Annotated in this window: 17 protein-coding genes and 1 pseudogene; 10 read left to right on the top strand and 8 right to left on the bottom strand. The window is 45.5% G+C overall.

Annotated elements, in window-relative coordinates:
• Positions 1-712 precede the first annotated feature (712 nt).
• The gene (locus tag F6K51_RS24480; RefSeq protein ID WP_293025109.1) at positions 713-1195 is read right to left on the bottom strand and encodes an SRPBCC family protein; all 483 of its coding nucleotides are present in this window, start codon (positions 1193-1195) and stop codon (positions 713-715) included.
• Between the two features lie 403 nt (positions 1196-1598).
• Between F6K51_RS24480 and hemF the strand changes: the two genes are divergently transcribed.
• From hemF to psb29, 4 genes are all read left to right on the top strand, one after another.
• Positions 1599-2633, top strand: coding sequence for an oxygen-dependent coproporphyrinogen oxidase (gene hemF / locus F6K51_RS24475; protein ID WP_293025107.1), 1035 nt, complete (start codon positions 1599-1601; stop codon positions 2631-2633).
• A gap of 18 nt (positions 2634-2651) precedes the next feature.
• Entirely contained in the window at positions 2652-2801 is a 150-nt protein-coding gene (locus F6K51_RS24470; protein WP_293025105.1) for a hypothetical protein, read from the top strand.
• A 629-nt stretch (positions 2802-3430) separates the two neighbouring features.
• On the top strand, positions 3431-3796 hold the full coding sequence (locus F6K51_RS24465) for an STAS domain-containing protein (protein ID WP_293025103.1): 366 nt from the start codon (positions 3431-3433) through the stop codon (positions 3794-3796).
• Between the two features lie 449 nt (positions 3797-4245).
• Complete coding sequence (gene psb29 / locus F6K51_RS24460; RefSeq protein WP_293025101.1) at positions 4246-5052, top strand: photosystem II biogenesis protein Psp29; 807 nt, start codon at positions 4246-4248, stop codon at positions 5050-5052.
• 206 nt (positions 5053-5258) lie between these two features.
• Here the strand turns inward: psb29 and trxA are convergent, their stop codons facing one another.
• On the bottom strand, positions 5259-5576 hold the full coding sequence (gene trxA, locus F6K51_RS24455) for a thioredoxin (RefSeq protein WP_293025099.1): 318 nt from the start codon (positions 5574-5576) through the stop codon (positions 5259-5261).
• A 163-nt stretch (positions 5577-5739) separates the two neighbouring features.
• Here trxA and fabG point away from each other — a divergent pair, with 163 nt between their 5' ends.
• From fabG to F6K51_RS24435, 4 genes and pseudogenes are all read left to right on the top strand, one after another.
• Entirely contained in the window at positions 5740-6504 is a 765-nt protein-coding gene (gene fabG / locus F6K51_RS24450) for a 3-oxoacyl-[acyl-carrier-protein] reductase (RefSeq protein ID WP_293025097.1), read from the top strand.
• A gap of 120 nt (positions 6505-6624) precedes the next feature.
• On the top strand, positions 6625-8286 hold the full coding sequence (gene groL, locus F6K51_RS24445; protein WP_293025095.1) for a chaperonin GroEL: 1662 nt from the start codon (positions 6625-6627) through the stop codon (positions 8284-8286).
• Positions 8287-8637: 351 nt separating this feature from the next.
• Positions 8638-9892, top strand: a pseudogene (locus F6K51_RS24440) (transposase).
• Positions 9893-9928: 36 nt separating this feature from the next.
• Positions 9929-10543, top strand: coding sequence for a hypothetical protein (locus F6K51_RS24435; protein ID WP_293025093.1), 615 nt, complete (start codon positions 9929-9931; stop codon positions 10541-10543).
• Positions 10544-10560: 17 nt separating this feature from the next.
• On the opposite strand, the gene F6K51_RS24430 is transcribed toward F6K51_RS24435, so the two are convergent.
• The 4 genes from F6K51_RS24430 to F6K51_RS24415 are packed head-to-tail and all read right to left on the bottom strand — an operon-like array spanning position 10561 to position 14194.
• On the bottom strand, positions 10561-11673 hold the full coding sequence (locus tag F6K51_RS24430) for a hypothetical protein (protein ID WP_293025091.1): 1113 nt from the start codon (positions 11671-11673) through the stop codon (positions 10561-10563).
• An 18-nt stretch (positions 11674-11691) separates the two neighbouring features.
• The gene (locus F6K51_RS24425) at positions 11692-11850 is read right to left on the bottom strand and encodes a hypothetical protein (protein ID WP_293025089.1); all 159 of its coding nucleotides are present in this window, start codon (positions 11848-11850) and stop codon (positions 11692-11694) included.
• 28 nt (positions 11851-11878) lie between these two features.
• Positions 11879-13948, bottom strand: coding sequence for a prolyl oligopeptidase family serine peptidase (locus F6K51_RS24420; protein WP_293025088.1), 2070 nt, complete (start codon positions 13946-13948; stop codon positions 11879-11881).
• Positions 13949-13987: 39 nt separating this feature from the next.
• Positions 13988-14194, bottom strand: a complete 207-nt coding sequence (locus tag F6K51_RS24415; RefSeq protein ID WP_293025087.1) for a hypothetical protein — start codon at positions 14192-14194, stop codon at positions 13988-13990.
• Between the two features lie 16 nt (positions 14195-14210).
• Between F6K51_RS24415 and F6K51_RS24410 the strand changes: the two genes are divergently transcribed.
• Positions 14211-14816, top strand: coding sequence for a Uma2 family endonuclease (locus F6K51_RS24410; protein ID WP_293025085.1), 606 nt, complete (start codon positions 14211-14213; stop codon positions 14814-14816).
• Between the two features lie 138 nt (positions 14817-14954).
• On the opposite strand, the gene F6K51_RS24405 is transcribed toward F6K51_RS24410, so the two are convergent.
• Together F6K51_RS24405 and F6K51_RS24400 are read right to left on the bottom strand one after the other, a co-directional pair.
• Complete coding sequence (locus F6K51_RS24405; protein ID WP_293025083.1) at positions 14955-15179, bottom strand: type II toxin-antitoxin system HicA family toxin; 225 nt, start codon at positions 15177-15179, stop codon at positions 14955-14957.
• 46 nt (positions 15180-15225) lie between these two features.
• Positions 15226-15417 carry a type II toxin-antitoxin system HicB family antitoxin gene (locus F6K51_RS24400; RefSeq protein WP_293025081.1) on the bottom strand — a complete coding sequence of 64 codons (192 nt, stop codon included), beginning with the start codon at positions 15415-15417 and terminating at the stop codon, positions 15226-15228.
• Between the two features lie 668 nt (positions 15418-16085).
• Here F6K51_RS24400 and F6K51_RS24395 point away from each other — a divergent pair.
• The gene (locus F6K51_RS24395) at positions 16086-16337 is read left to right on the top strand and encodes a hypothetical protein (RefSeq protein WP_293025079.1); all 252 of its coding nucleotides are present in this window, start codon (positions 16086-16088) and stop codon (positions 16335-16337) included.
• Positions 16338-16346 lie beyond the last annotated feature (9 nt).

Genomic DNA, 16346 nt, shown 5'->3' with positions numbered 1-16346 from the left:
CAGCCCAGGTGGGGTCGCAATTTGGCTCGAAGTTGGTTAATCTGTTCCATGAGGGTTTGTGGTCTTTGTGGTAATTTCCATCAAACCCTCTCCCTGGCACTTTTTGCAACTTTTGTCCTGTACTGAGACCACAGGTATACTGAAAAAAGTCACTCATTTGGCTACAGCCTATCCTAAAGTTAGGCTCTGCTAGGAGCCTCGTACTTTAACATTTTCAATATTTATCGATTAAGTCCGGATAGGTGTGTCAGTAATCAATAAACTTCTATTAAAGTGGTATTATTACGACCTTTTATTAAATCAGGACAAAAAACCTGAAACTCTTGTCCCTGTCTTGATCCAAAGCGCGAGTGGGGGGAACCTCACAGGGGTAGGTTTTTTACATTTGGGTCGGGAGTCGGGAATCGGAACCCACCCCTAACCCCTCCCAGGAGGGGAACGGGAATCGGAACCCACCCCTAACCCCTCCCAGGAGGGGAACGGGAATCGGAACCCACCCCTAACCCCTCCCAGGAGGGGAAGAGCGGGAAATGGGGAGAATTATCCCGGAAATAATTGTGTATTTTGATACATATTTTCTTAAGAATTTATACCTAATAAAAGTAAATACTCGCCCCTTTGTAAAAAACCTACCCTTGTAAGGAGGGTAGACCAGCTTTGGCACTGGTGGATTGTTGGTGTCTACCTCTCCCAAGGGTCAACGGCTATAAGTTTAGATTGCTCCGACCTGCTCGGCAGCCTGGGCTAATTCAAATACCACCCGCGCCACGTAGGGGCGAATCATCCACCAGATTAAGGGTGATAACCAGCCTTTTAAAGTAACTGAGTAGGAAATATAAGTACCACAAAGGGTGGACTCTACCTGGTAAGTGACGCGATTTTCAACTCCAGGAATTGCCAGAAATCTTATACTGAGTAGCTCACCGGGTAAGACACGCTCTACAAAAATTCGCACCGGAATGGGGATCAAGCGAGTGACTACCTGATAAATTAAACCAGGTTTAGCCATTAAACCTTTTGGAGCATTGGTACTTGACAGCAGAGGATTCCAAGACACATCTGCTAAGTTGATCAGTTTTTGCCAGAGAACTTCCACTGGGGCAGTACTCAGGGCGCGATAGGTCTTGAAGAGGGAAAACTTACACCAAACCCCCTCGTGACCAGCAATTAACTTGAAAGAAAAATTAAGAATCACTACACGCCTCCCGCAGCTATGCTCAGGCAGATTTATGATCTTCCCCAAATGGCTTTGGTTGAAAAATCCCTCTCTATTTAGGATATGATCTCAACTGCCTGGAAATTTTACCAACCCCCAGGGTTTCCCCTGAAGGTACCCGATCGTACTAACGAATAACGACCAACCAATAACATTGGCAAGGCCAACTTAAGGTTTTGTTTCGATAGGCGCTTCTAGGGGCTTAACCAGGAATGGGTAGGAACTGAACATCTTCCCACCCCCATTCGAGGGACCGGGACTAAAGAAAGACCCCGGCTCGTTTTTGCTCCCCAGCCTAAAAAACCAGAGGTGCGACCCGTGGCGAATTTAATTCTTAATGGTAAGAGCGCACCTAAGGTTTCCAAACCCACTAGGATTTGTTATGACAGCTTTACAGACCGATACAACAACTACCACTAATACCACTTCTTTACCTCCTGCCGACTCTAGGGAGAGAGTCAAGCAGTTGATGCAACAGCTGCAAGATACGATTTGTGATGCTCTAGTAAAACTGGACGGGATTGGCACCTTCAGAGAAGATGCTTGGGAAAGAGAAGAAGGGGGTGGTGGTCGTTCCCGTGTGATGCGCGATGGTTCAGTATTGGAACAGGGTGGGGTTAACTTTTCTGAAGTTTGGGGCAAACAGCTGCCACCCTCAATTTTGAAGCAGCGCCCCGAGGCAGCTGGACATGGTTTTTTCGCTACTGGTACCTCCCTAGTATTGCATCCTCGTAATCCCTATGTGCCCACGGTTCACCTGAATTATCGCTACTTTGAGGCAGGACCAGTCTGGTGGTTTGGTGGTGGAATCGATTTGACCCCTTACTATCCCTTTGCTGAAGATGCTGCCCATTTGCATCGCCAATTGAAAGAAGCCTGTGATGCTCATCACCCTGAGTATTACCCAGTGTTCAAGTCTTGGTGCGATGAGTATTTTTATCTGAAACACCGCCAAGAAATGCGGGGTGTTGGAGGCTTATTTTTTGACTATCAAGATGGCACGGGTAAACTGTATCGTGGTCCCCATCAAGATGGTTCCGCAGCAGCTTACAGTGAAAAGGTTGGGGATTTAGAGCCTCGCAGTTGGGAAGAGTTATTTGCCTTTGTCACAACCTGCTCTGAGTCATTTTTACCAGCTTATCTACCGATTGTAGAGCGCCGTCGCGATCTGGAATATGGAGACAGAGAGCGTAACTTCCAACTCTATCGTCGGGGTCGATATGTAGAATTTAACCTGGTGTATGACCGAGGCACAATTTTTGGTCTGCAAACTAACGGGCGTACTGAATCCATCCTGATGTCCTTACCCCCCTTGGTGCGTTGGGAATACGGTTACCAACCTGAGCCCAATACACCAGAAGCCGAACTCTATGAGACATTCCTCAAGCCTCAAGACTGGGCGAACTGGACAGCTTAAACTGTTGTCAGATCACTTATGGCAATACTAGGATGGTTCGACGTACGCATTCAGCTATCAGCCGTCAGCTATCAGCCGTCAGCTGAAGTAACTCAGCATTATTCCAATGCTTACCTGTTTTATTCACAAGCTGATAGCACCTCAAGTAGCATGGCCTACGGCCAATGACTGATACGCGACACGCTAATAGCTGAATGCTGAATGCTGAATGCTGAATGCTGAATACTGAATGCTGGAGCAGTGGGGGAAGATAGAATAGAAATCCTGGATTCATCCCCCTCATTCGACTATCCTGTCATTTTTCCCATTGTCTTGATGCACTCGCTCGCCATCATTCCCTTCATCCTCAGTTCCTCTGACCAGATTTGTGCAACAATTTGGATACGCTCCCTTAAATTTCACCAATCCCTCTAAGCTAAACTAGCTTGCAGTGAGTAGCTCGATGAGCCGAATCACATAGGGCTTGGTTTAGAATAGGTCTTCCCGGCTTAATTTGTTAGTCAGGGCGTATTAATAAAAATCACGAGGAGTTTTTTCAGTCGGCTGGGAAGCAGTCAGGGACTACAGGTGGCGATAGTCCTACAGGTGCCCTTGACCCATTAAGAATTAAATTCGCTCAAGGTGCGCGCCTCCAAGGGCGCGAGGGATTGCTCGCGCCCTTGGGTCGCACCTATCGGCTTTCGCCGACGCGGGGCGCGAACGGGCGCGCACCTGAATCGTTCGGGACGCACTCTGAAATCTTAATGATTAGATTTGGTATGGTTTCAATCAGCGGTAGCTGTGACAAGGAGGTGCTGATGGTTCATATCGATCAGAAAACTCATACTACTGAAGATGGTACAAATGTGATTGTTTTGAAACCGATTGGACGCCTGGACATCACTACAGCTTGGCCCTTTCGTCTGAAATTGCAAGAGTGTATCTCCCAACTGCGAAGGCATGTAGTGGTTAATCTGAGTCAGGTTGACTTTATTGATAGTTCGGGTTTGACATCCTTAGTGGCTGGAATGCGAGATGCTGACAAAATTAAGGGCAGCTTTCGCATTTGTTCTGTTCATCCAGACGCCAAGCTTGTGTTTGAAGTCACTATGATGGACACAGTGTTTGAAATTTTTGAAACGGAGGAAGAAGCCTTAGATGGTTTATCCAGTATCGCCACCTGAATAGACATCTGCGACCGATTAGGTTTCAGATTAAGCTGGGCTTGGCTTGGGTGAATCTTTTTCCACAGATGTCTGATCAGAGGGTGTTATAATAGCAAAGGTGCTTATTGAACCGACAGACTAAAAGGGCTTGGATGCTACTAGCGGCAGCTCGGGGAAAGAACTTGGCTGAGCTTTGTAAAAATAAGTCCACAGCAAGTTGAACTCAAAGAAATAAAACGACCTGCGGGAGGCGGGTTGCAGCCAGGGTAGTAGGGGAACAAAGCCTTTAGCTCCTACTGCGGGAGTGAGTGCGACAGAGCAAAACCTCCGGACGTTGATTAAGACCAATCTGGCATCAGCGGATGAAACTGGAAACCCCCACCATCATCTTGGATTTGGTGGTAGGTACTTCATGGTAGACAATAAGACAATAACAATAATATAAAGCTTCAATTCTGATCTGCCTTGTGAATACTGTTCGCACAGTCTCGGATACTAAACGGGATTTTTACACCTATCACACTCGCCCCATCAACTCTATTTACCGACGTGTAGTGGAAGAGTTGATGGTAGAGATGCATTTGCTGTCGGTTAATGTCGATTTTAACTACGACCCCATCTATGGCTTAGGTGTGGTGACATGCTTTGACCGGTTTATGCAGAGCTATCAACCGGAACATGATAAAGAATCAATTTTTAATGCTCTGTGTCAAGCAGTCGGAGGTGAAGCTCAGCAGTACCAGGAAGATGCCCAAAGGCTCAAAACCAGCGTAGAGTCTATGTCTGGGCAAGATTTGATCTCCTGGTTAAGTGCCCCAACCTCTGAGAATGGGACTGGGGATTTGGCTACCACTATAGCTGCGATCGCACAAAATTCTCAGTTTAAGTACAGCAGATTGTTTGCCATTGGTTTATTTTCACTACTAGAGCAGGCGGACTCGGAGTTAGCTCAGGATCAAAAACAGCTCGAAGAGGTACTTAACAAAATTAGCAGTGGATTAAACCTTCCTTCCGAAAAGCTAAAAAAAGACTTGGAGTTGTACCGCAGCAACCTGGAAAAAATGGCACAGGCTCGGGTAGTGATAGAAGATGCCATTCAAGCTGATCGTAAAAAGCGGGAGGAGCGTGCTAAAGAGAAAGAAAAATCAGCGACACCTAGCAGCGATGCGACCCCATCTGCCCAAGAAGAATCGGATTCCTCTTCGGATTCCTCTTCGGATTCTTCTTCCGATGCCTCTTCCGATGCCTCTTCCGATGAAGCCCCATCTTCCTAGCTAGGTTTTTTGGTCTAGCACGCTGATATCCCCCGGATAAATCCCAGATAAATCAGGGGGGCTCATCCCATTACCCTGGGAAAAAAGGTCAAAGAGCAAGGTACGTAAGCAATCAGCAATCAGCAATCAGCAATCAGCAATCAGCAATCAGCAATCAGCTGATAATCTCAGTCCTGCTATCAACGACAATCTCACCCCTAATTATCTTAAATCAAAGCTTGTAATAGTGGAATAAGGTCTTCTGCTGGTCTGAACCCCTCTATCCGTTGTTGAGGCTGACCGTTTTTAAACAGTACCAAGGTTGGTAACGCCTCAATGCCATACTGGGAGGCTAGCTGGGGGTATTTGTCCGTGTCAATTTTTACAACTTGCAAACGATCTTTGAGCTCAGCCTTGACCTGTTCTAGGATAGGAGCCATCATCTGACATGGCCCACACCAAGTGGCATAGAAATCTACCAACACCGGCACATCTGAGCCAGATAATAATTCTTGGAATGTTTTGAACTGCTTTTTAACGGCCATGAGCAAGAAAACCTTTCCTAGTCCTTCTGCTCGATTCTAGTCCAAAATCTTTGGGATTGTGTGATAGCTGGATTAACCAAAGATTCCGGTAAAGTTAACTTTGGAGGAAACCTTTACTGCCCACAGGACAAAATCAGGCAGGATAGAAAACAGTTCAAGGTTTATGGAAACATTACAGACATCTGCGCAACAATTAAGCGATCGCATAGCCATCGTGACCGGTGCCTCGCGAGGAATTGGTCGAGCTGTGGCCCTGGCCTTAGCTGGGTCAGGGGCAAAGGTTGTAGTCAACTACGCCAGTTCCAGTACTGCAGCTGATCAGGTCGTAGGGGCTATCATGGATGCTGGGGGTGAAGCCTTAGCACTTCAGGCTGATGTGTCTCAAGCTGAACAAGTCGATGCCCTAGTTAAAGGGACTCTCGAAAAGTTTGGTCGTATAGACGTGCTAGTGAATAATGCTGGGATTACCCGCGACAACTTGTTATTGCGGATGAAACCCTCAGATTGGCAGGCAGTAATTGATCTGAACCTGACTGGGGTATTTTTATGTATCAAAGCAGTGAGCAAACTGATGCTCAAGCAAAAGTCTGGTCGGATTATCAATATTGCTTCCGTGTCAGGACAGATGGGAAACCCTGGTCAAGCCAATTATAGTGCTGCCAAGGCTGGTGTGATTGCCTTGACCAGAACCGTTGCCAAAGAGTTTGCTAGTCGTGGCATTACAGTCAATGCCGTAGCTCCCGGTTTTATTGACACTGATATGACCAGTGACCTTAAGTCAGAAGCCATTATCGAGCAGATCCCTCTAGGTCGTTACGGTCAGCCAGAAGAAGTAGCTGGGATGGTAAGGTTTTTGGCAGCTGATCCAGCTGCTGCCTATATCACTGGACAAGTGTTTAATGTCGATGGTGGTATGGTTATGGCTTGAACCCCCCGGCACGTCGGTGTTTCAAGTTCTTGAAAGTTCAAAATTGTCAGACGAATTAGCACTCTTCGTGTAAGAGTGCTAAATTTGCTAATGGAGACACAAAGCAAGTTCAAACAACCTATGGCAAAAATCGTTTCGTTTGACGAAGAATCCAGACGTTCATTGGAGCGGGGGGTCAATGCCCTAGCTGATGCTGTACGTATTACCCTTGGTCCAAAAGGTCGTAATGTGCTTCTGGAAAAACAGTATGGGGCACCCCAGATTGTCAATGATGGTATTACCGTTGCCAAAGAGATTGAACTGGAAGACCCCTTAGAAAATACTGGCGCTAGACTAATTCAAGAAGTCGCATCCAAGACTAAAGACGTTGCTGGGGATGGCACTACCACAGCTACCATTCTGGCTCAAGCCATGATTCGGGAAGGTCTTAAGAATGTGGCAGCTGGGGCAAATCCTGTAGCTGTGCGCCGAGGAATTGAGAAAACTGTTGCCGAGCTGGTCAAAGAGATTGAGGCAATGGCACAGCCGGTTCAGGGAACTGGGATCGCTCAAGTTGCTACAGTCTCCGCCGGTAACGATCAAGAAGTGGGTGACATGATTGCCCAAGCCATGGAAAAGGTCACCAAAGATGGTGTGATCACCGTTGAAGAATCTAAATCCCTCTCCACCGAATTAGAGGTAGTGGAAGGGATGCAGATCGATCGGGGTTATATTTCCCCTTACTTCGTGACCGATAACGAACGGATGACAGTGGAATTTGAAAACCCTTGCATCCTGATTACCGATAAAAAGATTAGTGTTATCCAGGATTTGGTACCGATTCTGGAAAAAGTAGCTCGTGCCGGTCAACCGTTGCTGATTATTTCCGAAGATCTAGAAGGAGAAGCCTTGGCAACTCTGGTGGTGAATAAGGCTAGGGGTGTATTGAATGCTGCAGCCGTCAAGGCACCAGGATTTGGCGATCGCCGCAAGCAAATGTTACAGGATATTGCAGTTTTGACCGGTGGTCAGGTGATATCCGAAGACGTTGGTTTGAGCCTGGATACTGTTTCCCTAGATATGCTAGGAAATGCTACCAAAGTTAGCATTGACAAAGACAGCACCACCATTGTAGCTGGTGGTCAAACTAAGGGAGATGTAGAAAAGCGAGTTGAGCAAATCCGCCGCCAGCTAGCAGAAACTGACTCCGAATACGATAAGGAGAAACTGCAAGAACGGATTGCTAAACTGGCCGGTGGTGTAGCAGTGATTAAGGTTGGTGCGGCAACTGAAACAGAACTCAAAGACCGCAAGCTGCGGATTGAAGATGCCCTCAATGCTACTAAAGCTGCGGTAGATGAAGGGATTGTTCCTGGTGGTGGTACAACCCTGATTCGCTTAATAGAAAAAATTCCTGCAGTGGCAAATGGCCTAGAGCAGGAAGAGAAAGTTGGTGCAGGTATTGTAGCCAAGTCATTAGAAGCTCCCCTGTGTCAGATGGCGGATAATGCTGGTGTTGAAGGTTCCGTAATTGTGGAGAAAGTACGGGAGAGTACTGGTAACGTTGGCTATAATGCTGCTACTGACACCCTTGAAGACTTGATTGTTGCAGGTATTATTGACCCTGCCAAGGTGGTACGCTCATCCCTACAGAATGCTGCGTCTATCGCTGGTATGGTCTTGACCACAGAAGCCCTGGTGGTAGAGAAACCTGAACCTAAATCTGCTGCTCCTGCTCCCGACATGGGCGGCATGGGCGGCATGGGCGGCATGGGTGGCATGGGCGGCATGGGCATGATGTAGTGCCATGATCTAGTGCCATTAGCTAGTGCCATTAGCTAGTCTCTTGCTTTGCTAGCATAAAGCCTTGAAGCAGCTTGTCCGTTAGGACAAGCTGCTTTTTGATTCGTCATTAGTAATGGCGTGAGTCAATCTTGGGTAAACTTATTTATGGAGTATAATTTACCAATAATTATCCAAACTGTACTTATCCCCCGTTACAAAAATCCCCGATACCCGAAAGCCCCGTCTCAAAGCGAGCGGGGATGAAGGGTCGCAGCGGTCTTTAGCCGCCGTGAAAAAGATTTAATTTTGAGTTGACAGTTTTCGCTGAGCATGTTAGCGTAATAACCTAACAGAAGAGGTCGAGTTCTGATGATCATAATAGAGTTCAAGGCATACGGAAAACCCCTCCAGTATCAAGCTATAGACGAGGCAATTAGGACGGTTAAATTTATCCGCAATAGTTGCATTCGTTTATGGATGGACAATAAGGGAACGGGTAAATATGACCTTAGCAAGTACTGCAAAATCCTTGCCAAAGAGTTTCCTTTTGCTAATGAATTGAACTCAACTGCTCGACAGGCCGCCGCTGAAAGAGCATGGTCATCAATCTCTCGCTTCTTTGAAAACTGCAAGAAAAAGGTACCTGGCAAGAAAGGTTTTCCTCGCTTTCAAAAGCACTGTAGATCAGTTGAGTACAAACAGTCAGGTTGGAAATTATCCCCTGATAAAAAATCAATCACTTTCAGTGATAAAAAGGAAATCGGAAAGCTGAAACTCAAAGGTACGTGGGATTTGTGGCGCTTTGATAAAAAGCAAATCAAGCGGGTTCGGATTGTGAAGAGGGCTGATGGGTACTACGTCCAATTTTGTGTCTCGGTTGATATCAAGGAAGAATTGGAGCCGTCCAGAACAACTATCGGGTTAGATGTTGGGTTGAAATACTTTTATACTGATTCTGACGGGAACACCGAACCCAATCCCCGATTCTATAGGAAGGGAGAAAACCGCCTAAAATTTTATCAACGCCGGGTTTCCCGGAAAAAGAAAGGCTCCTCCAACCGAAAAAAAGCCGTCAATAGATTAGGTAGGCAGCATCTTAAAATAAGTAGACAGCGTGAAGAACATGCAAAGAGACTTGCACGTTGCGTAATCCGGTCTAACGATCTGGTCGCCTACGTTCGCGCAGCGTGCCGTAAGGCAAGATTTAAGAGTCAAAAATTTGGTTAAAAACCACTGTCTATCTAAATCTATTAACGATGCAGGTTGGTATCAACTTAGGAAATGGTTGGAACATTTTGGCAAGAAATTTGGAAGAGTAACAGTCGCAGTGAATCCTGCCTATACAAGTCAAAATTGTTCTGAGTGCGGCGAAGTGGTCAAGAAATCATTATCAACTAGGACTCACGTCTGCAAATGTGGTTGCAGACTAGATCGTGACCACAACGCTGCAATCAATATCCTCAAGAGAGCCTTGGGTACGGTGGGGCACACCGGAACCTGGATCATCGATCCGAACGCTTCAGGAGACCTAGCCTCTACTGTTCTTGATTCCGGTCAGGAGCAGCAAGCTGGGTCGTTGAGTGAAGAATCCCCGCGTCTAATGACCGGGGAGTGTCAAGAATAAAACCTTCAACTACTATTTTTAAGAGGTTTACTATAAATGGATAACGACCAAAACTTGCTAATTCTGACGATTTATATAATCGGTGTTACTTACGTTTTGTACAAAGCTTTCCAGGAAATAGACAAACTCATAACCGTTGAGGTAGACTCTGATGCTATCAATCAGCAACTGGAAAAGAAAGAACTTAATGATTTCATGGAAGTCAACTTTGGCTTCGATCCTAGCTATAAATTGGATGAGTTAAAGGATCTTAAACTGACTGTTAAAAATAAAACCAACGAGAATCCTGTTTATATTGAAATAGACTGGGACAAGAGTCTGATAACTGACTTAGAAAATAATGGAAGACCCATGGTTTGGGTAAACTCTGATGATATGGAAGAAGCCCCCAAAAGCCAAGACGTTGGTAAAATTCGTCCTGGTCAAAATTGCGAATTTAAGCTGAGCGATGAAAAGATTAAAGATGCCTTATTTCCGGAGAAAGACTTGAATAATGTGATTAAAAAGGGTGGTAAATTTAATCTCCAATTATACTTCAAGATAGAGGAAGCAAATACTGGAAAAAGCAGTTCGTGCTACTTACCCTGTAGGTTTAAACCTATCAAGTTAGACTGGACCGAGGCTATAGTTCTTGCCTTGCAGCCTAAATAGGGCTAGCAGTTGGGAGTCTATTTAGAGGATTTTGGTTTTTCTCCAGTATTACGAACGTTGACCAACTTATTTAGTACTTCAAACCAAAAGGGGGCTCCCATACAGATCGCGATCGCACTCAAAATAATCCCTACAACGAATTTGAAGTAAACCCAAGTCAAACCCAGCTCTCTGGGAAGATGATTGGGTTCTTCAAACTGCTCTACAAGATTAGTTTCTCCCCAGCCAATGGGAAGGAAAGCTAGGTCATCTACAGCTGAGGTGATACTATCATAACAGTCATTACTGTTTGATTCTTGCTGTAAACAGGCACCGGTTTCATTAACAATCCTATTAGTGACTTGATTGACAGCAGCTCTTACACTGTGGTTTTTATAGAATTGATTGCTGATATTGATGGTATCGATATTCAAGGCTAGGGAAATCACTAATCCAATTAAAAAAGATATGGCTTTAGACTGACGCTTGTATACCCCGGCAGCTCGTGCCATGGATTCGTCAAACCATGTTGCTAGTTCTTCTTGGAGTTTTTTCAGGTCTTTGTTTCGGTCAGAGTATTCAAATTTGGCTTTATCAATCAGGGTTAAAAGAGTTATATTTAAGTCTTCAGGAAGTAAATTTTTTATCTTCTCTTCTTCAAGGGCTGTTTTAAAATTGTCCAGGGTAATTTCGGCATTATTTTTGAAGGTTGATGCCTGCTGAACAATGGTCATGATTAAAGCGGTGGCAAAGGTATCTGATGGAATATAGGAAGGGCCACTAACCTTTGAGTTAGATTTTGACTTTAATTCATTTTTGTTATCTAGGTCTTTGGCTTCGTGATTAACTGATTTAAGCAACGGATTTTGATAGATTTTTTTTAAAAGCCGTTTGGTCTTTTTTAAATTGTTAATCTGATCAACGGTTACGTTAACTGATTCTCCATCTGACTCATCGACCACATCTTTCAGGGTTAGATTTTGTAACTGAATCCCACCATTAATTAAATTTTCGATAGCCCTCTGTAAGTGTTTAGTCCGCCATTGTAAAACGCTAGCGAGATATTCTTGGATTTCAGAGGCTAACAGACTGGTGATCAGGTAGACAAAAAATAAGCCAAGGGCAACGTTTAAAATAGCAGATAAGTCCATGATTGACCAGCAGTCTTGTTAAAAAGAACAGCAAAGGGAACAGGAACCCACCCCTAACCCCTCCCAGGAGGGGAACAGGGAGTAGGGAGTAGGGAGTAGGGGAAAAAAATTCTCACAATCCCTACAGGGATCCCTATATCCTATCGTGAACTGTGTCCTAGATCCTAGCCTGAACATCCTAGGCAAATTATGGTCTATTTACTCTCTAAACCTCTACCTCTAGGGTTCTGAGTAAGAACGCCCACTTATCAGCAATCTCCTCAATTATCTTACTGGTGGGCTTCCCTGCACCATGTCCTGCTTTGGTCTCAATCCGGATTAACACTGGTTGTTCCCCTTCATGGGCCTCCTGCAAGGCTGCGGCAAATTTGAAACTATGGGCAGGGACAACCCGGTCATCATGGTCAGCGGTGGTAATCAGGGTAGGGGGATAAGCGGTTCCTGGTTTGAGATTGTGTAATGGGGAATAGGCGTAAAGGGCTTTAAATTCCTCTGGGTGATCTGGGGAACCGTAATCGGAACACCAGGCCCAACCAATGGTAAACTTATGGAAGCGCAACATATCTAGTACTCCCACGGCTGGTAGGGCTGCACCGAATAAGTCTGGACGCTGAGTCATGCAAGCACCGACCAATAATCCCCCATTGCTACCGCCTGCGATCGCAACTTTCTTGGGTGAAGTGTACTGAGCACTAATTAGCCACTCCGCTGCCGCTATAAAATCATCAAATACATTTTGCTTGTTGAGTTTTGTGCCAGATTGGTGCCAATCTTCCCCATACTCACCGCCACCACGGAGATTGGCAACAGCATAAACACCTCCCATTTCCATCCATACTAGATTGCTAATGGAGAAATTGGGGGTTATCGAGATATTAAAGCCGCCGTAGCCATAGAGGTAAGTGGGGTTATTGCTATCTAACTGCAATCCCTTCTTGTGGGTGATAAACATAGGCACTTGGGTGCCATCTTTGCTAGGGTAGAAAACTTGTTTGGTCTCGTAGTCATCGGGATTAAAGTCTACCTGGGGCTGCCGGAAAATGGTACTTTCTCCACTTACCATGTCGTAGCGATAGATGGTTGCAGGGGTGGTGAAGCTGGTATAGCTGTAGAAGGTTTCAGTATCATAACGTAAGCCATTGAAACCACCAACGGAACCAATACCAGGTAATTCGACTTCCCGTACAAAGGAACCATCCAGGTCAAAAATTTTGATGGAGGAGTGAGCATCTTTGAGGTAATCGGCCACAAATTGGTTGTTAAGTAAGCCTACAGCTTCTAGGGTTTCATCGGCTTGGGGAATTATTTCTTGCCACTGTGCCTGATCAGGATGATTAGTATCAATGGCAATCACTCGACTGCGAGGGGCATCTAAGTCTGTGCTGAACCAAAATACTGATTGATCATTGTCGATGAAGCTATAGCTGGCATCAAATTCTTTAATGAGTTCCACAACGGGGGCATCTGGGTCTTGCAAATTTTTATAAAACACCAGATTCTTGGGGTCAGTACCCAGGAAGACTGTAATGATCAGATAATTACCATCTTCAGTGACTCGACCACTAAAACCCCATTCTTTCTGGTCAGGGCGCTCATAAATGAGAATATCCTCTGACTGGGGTGTTCCCAGCTTATGGTAATAGAGCTTTTGATAATAATTGAGGTCTTCTAACTTAGTGGCTTCATTGGGTTCATCGAAGCGGCTATAGAAGAAACCTTGATTGTCGTGAGTCCAAGATGCCCCAGAAAACTTTACCCACTTAATCTGATCCGAGAGGTCAAGACCGGTTTCTACTTCCCGCACTTGCCACTCTTGCCAGTCAGAACCAGACCTAGACAGACCATAGGCCAGCAGCTTGCCATCTTTACTAATGGCTAAACCTGATAGGGCAACGGTACCGTCTTCTGAAAGGGTGTTGGGGTCAAGTAATAGGGTTGGTTCAGCATCGAGGGAGGTCAAGGTGTAGAGAACACTTTGGTTCTGGAGACCATCGTTTTTGAAATAGAAGTAGCGATCGCCTTTTTTAAAGGGAGTGCTATATTTCTCGTAATTCCATAGCTTGGTGATGCGCTGCTTAAGTGTTTCCCGTGTTGGTATTTCGCTGAGATAACCAAAGGTGACTTGATTCTGTGCTTCTACCCAAGCCTTTGTTTCCTCTGAATCTGGGTCTTCTAGCCACCGGTAAGGGTCAGCAACTAGAGTACCGTGGTAATCATCGACTTGGTCGGATTTGCGGCTTTTGGGATAGTTCAGGGGTTGACTGGTAGATGGCATGGTGGCAGATGGTGAAGCAGCTTTTCTAGTGTAACGTTTCTATTCCCTAGGTCGAGGTTGGAGGACATGGGCAGCTATGGAGCTGTCGCGAATTGAGCTAAAATCTTGGTAGAGCGATAAGCATTGCTGACGGGCGGAATGACTATGAGTGGGGTGGCTATCCTGCCTGCGGTGGAAATTGTAACCGGCAAGATGCCGGTTCCACCAAGATGCCGGTTCCACCAAGATGCCCGTTACGGAACGCAAATCGCGCCTGATAATTATGACTGGATCGATCACACCACAACTAGCAACGCCCTTAGAGCTCAAGACTCGTCCGGCTTTTGATATGAGTGATGAGGAATTCTTTGCTTTTTGTCAGCTCAATCGGGAGTTACGGATCGAACGCCACCAAGATGGAAGGCTTATTATTAGCACTCCTACAGGAGGGGAAACTGGCGGTCGCAATTTTGATTTGATTGTTCAGTTTGGTAATTGGGTATGCCAAGATGGTACAGGGAAAGGTTTTGATTCTTCTACTGGCTTTATACTTCCCAATGGAGCCAATCGTTCTCCTGATGTTGCTTGGGTCAAGCTAGAGAGGTGGGAATCCGTGACTAAAGAACAACGAAAGAAGTTTGTACCCCTATGCCCGGATTTTGTGATTGAGCTGCGTTCTGGGAGTGATCGCCTGGAAAACTTGCAAGACAAAATGGCAGAGTATAGGTCAAATGGGACTTTGCTCGGTTGGCTGATTGACCCGGATCAGCGCCAAGTTTATACTTATCGTCTTGGGGCGGAAGTTGAACAGCTGGATAATCCAGCGACGGTGAGTGGTGAGCCAGTTTTACCTGGGTTTGTGCTCAAGATGGATCAGATCTGGGATTGAGGAGCCTACCCAAGATACGTTCAATTTTTGCGATCGCGCCCCGCGTGGCCTACGGCCAATCGCTTTTAGCGGCTCGGAGCATCGCGAAGCCTAGCCCTTTGGGCTAATCGCCGATCTTGTAGTGGACTGACACAGCCATCACAACAATTCCCTGAATTCCTCACGACTAAGCTGAGTGTCACGCAAGATTTGGGACAATAAACCACGTCCAATGGTTTCACCAGAATGTACCGGGATAACTGTTCTACGTCCGTCATCATGAATTAAAATATGGTTACTTCCACGTACCCTCGCCACTGTAAACCCTGCTTTCTCCAGTGCTGCGATAATTTCCCGTCCAGTTACATTTGGGAATTGACTCATACTTCCACGTCCCCTCGCTGTACACCAAAGAAGTCAAGGGAATTTTCTAGATTTTATTCAAATTCCAAACAAAGGGCGATCGCGCCCCGCGTGGCCTACGGCCAATCGCTTCTCGAATACGCTCCATCAATTCATCCAAAGATTTTGCTTGGGTATGACACCCTTTAAGAGTGGGAACAGAAGCTACAAAGTAGCCATCAGCATCGCGCTCGATAATTACATTAAATTCTCGACTCATTTTTGATTTCAATTTATTTACTAAAGATAGTATTTATTGCTGAACAAAATTTACTATAAATTAATAGTATAGCATTTCCCAAATAGATGAGGTACTTTTGTTCTGGGTTTTAGTGCCTACGCAAAGCCTAGCCCTTTGGGCTAATCTACGATATTGTAGAGTGCGCCCTCGACAGGGTAAGGCAGCAAGCGCAAAAGAGTAAAAAATTCCAAATCTTAACCAAACCAGCATCATTAGCACCGGTGGGTTGCTGAAATCCTGGGATTGATGATCTTGATTTTTCTGCCATTATGGAAGTAACTCCTACTTGGTTGGGAGGAAAGCCGCGCTGGTAGTTATTAACGGTTCTGACCAGCGCGGCTATTAGTATCGGTCGTCACCTTCTATAGTATAGATAACTCCTCGAAAAAATGCAAGGGTTAAATGAATAATGTTTAAATTTATTTACAACTATTATAATTAGCCATTTATAGACTCATTTATGTGTAATTTAATTTTACATTTTTTTTAAATTTACTGATATAAAAAGGGAGCTTATGATATAAAATTAGGGAGCATAGAGTAGGTAAGAGTTAAAGTACTAAAAAGCCTGTCTACATCATTAGAATAAAATGCGTTCGCGTAGCGGCTCAATGCTCACGCATCGCATCCAATACCCGTACAAGATAATGCGATCGCATCCAATACCCGTACAAGATAATGCGATCGCATCGAGTGCTCGACCAGATTACGCGATCGCATCGAGTGCTCGACCAGATTACGCGATCGCATCGAGTGCTCGACCAGATTACGCGATCGCATCCAGTGCTCGGCCAGATAATGCGATCGCATCGAGTGCTCGACCAGATTACGCGATCGCATCCAGTGCCATACAATATCATGGGTCAGCAGTCAGCTATCAGCTCATACCTGACTTCTGACTTCTGACT

The sequence above is a fragment of the Moorena sp. SIO3I8 genome, from assembly GCF_010692325.1.
Classification (GTDB): Bacteria; Cyanobacteriota; Cyanobacteriia; order Cyanobacteriales; family Coleofasciculaceae; genus Moorena.
This window is presented reverse-complemented; position numbering and strand designations above follow the sequence as displayed.

What these genes read in the sequence shown, in the direction of transcription:
- hemF (WP_293025107.1), top strand. Translation starts at nt 1,599, where the DNA reads ATGACAGCTTTACAGACCGATACAACAACTACCACTAATACCACTTCT.
- F6K51_RS24470 (WP_293025105.1), top strand. Translation starts at nt 2,652, where the DNA reads ATGGCAATACTAGGATGGTTCGACGTACGCATTCAGCTATCAGCCGTC.
- F6K51_RS24465 (WP_293025103.1), top strand. Translation starts at nt 3,431, where the DNA reads ATGGTTCATATCGATCAGAAAACTCATACTACTGAAGATGGTACAAAT.
- trxA (WP_293025099.1), bottom strand. Translation starts at nt 5,576, where the DNA reads ATGGCCGTTAAAAAGCAGTTCAAAACATTCCAAGAATTATTATCTGGC.
- fabG (WP_293025097.1), top strand. Translation starts at nt 5,740, where the DNA reads ATGGAAACATTACAGACATCTGCGCAACAATTAAGCGATCGCATAGCC.
- groL (WP_293025095.1), top strand. Translation starts at nt 6,625, where the DNA reads ATGGCAAAAATCGTTTCGTTTGACGAAGAATCCAGACGTTCATTGGAG.
- F6K51_RS24435 (WP_293025093.1), top strand. Translation starts at nt 9,929, where the DNA reads ATGGATAACGACCAAAACTTGCTAATTCTGACGATTTATATAATCGGT.
- F6K51_RS24430 (WP_293025091.1), bottom strand. Translation starts at nt 11,673, where the DNA reads ATGGACTTATCTGCTATTTTAAACGTTGCCCTTGGCTTATTTTTTGTC.
- F6K51_RS24425 (WP_293025089.1), bottom strand. Translation starts at nt 11,850, where the DNA reads ATGTTCAGGCTAGGATCTAGGACACAGTTCACGATAGGATATAGGGAT.
- F6K51_RS24420 (WP_293025088.1), bottom strand. Translation starts at nt 13,948, where the DNA reads ATGCCATCTACCAGTCAACCCCTGAACTATCCCAAAAGCCGCAAATCC.
- F6K51_RS24410 (WP_293025085.1), top strand. Translation starts at nt 14,211, where the DNA reads ATGACTGGATCGATCACACCACAACTAGCAACGCCCTTAGAGCTCAAG.
- F6K51_RS24405 (WP_293025083.1), bottom strand. Translation starts at nt 15,179, where the DNA reads ATGAGTCAATTCCCAAATGTAACTGGACGGGAAATTATCGCAGCACTG.
- F6K51_RS24400 (WP_293025081.1), bottom strand. Translation starts at nt 15,417, where the DNA reads ATGAGTCGAGAATTTAATGTAATTATCGAGCGCGATGCTGATGGCTAC.
- F6K51_RS24395 (WP_293025079.1), top strand. Translation starts at nt 16,086, where the DNA reads ATGCGATCGCATCCAATACCCGTACAAGATAATGCGATCGCATCGAGT.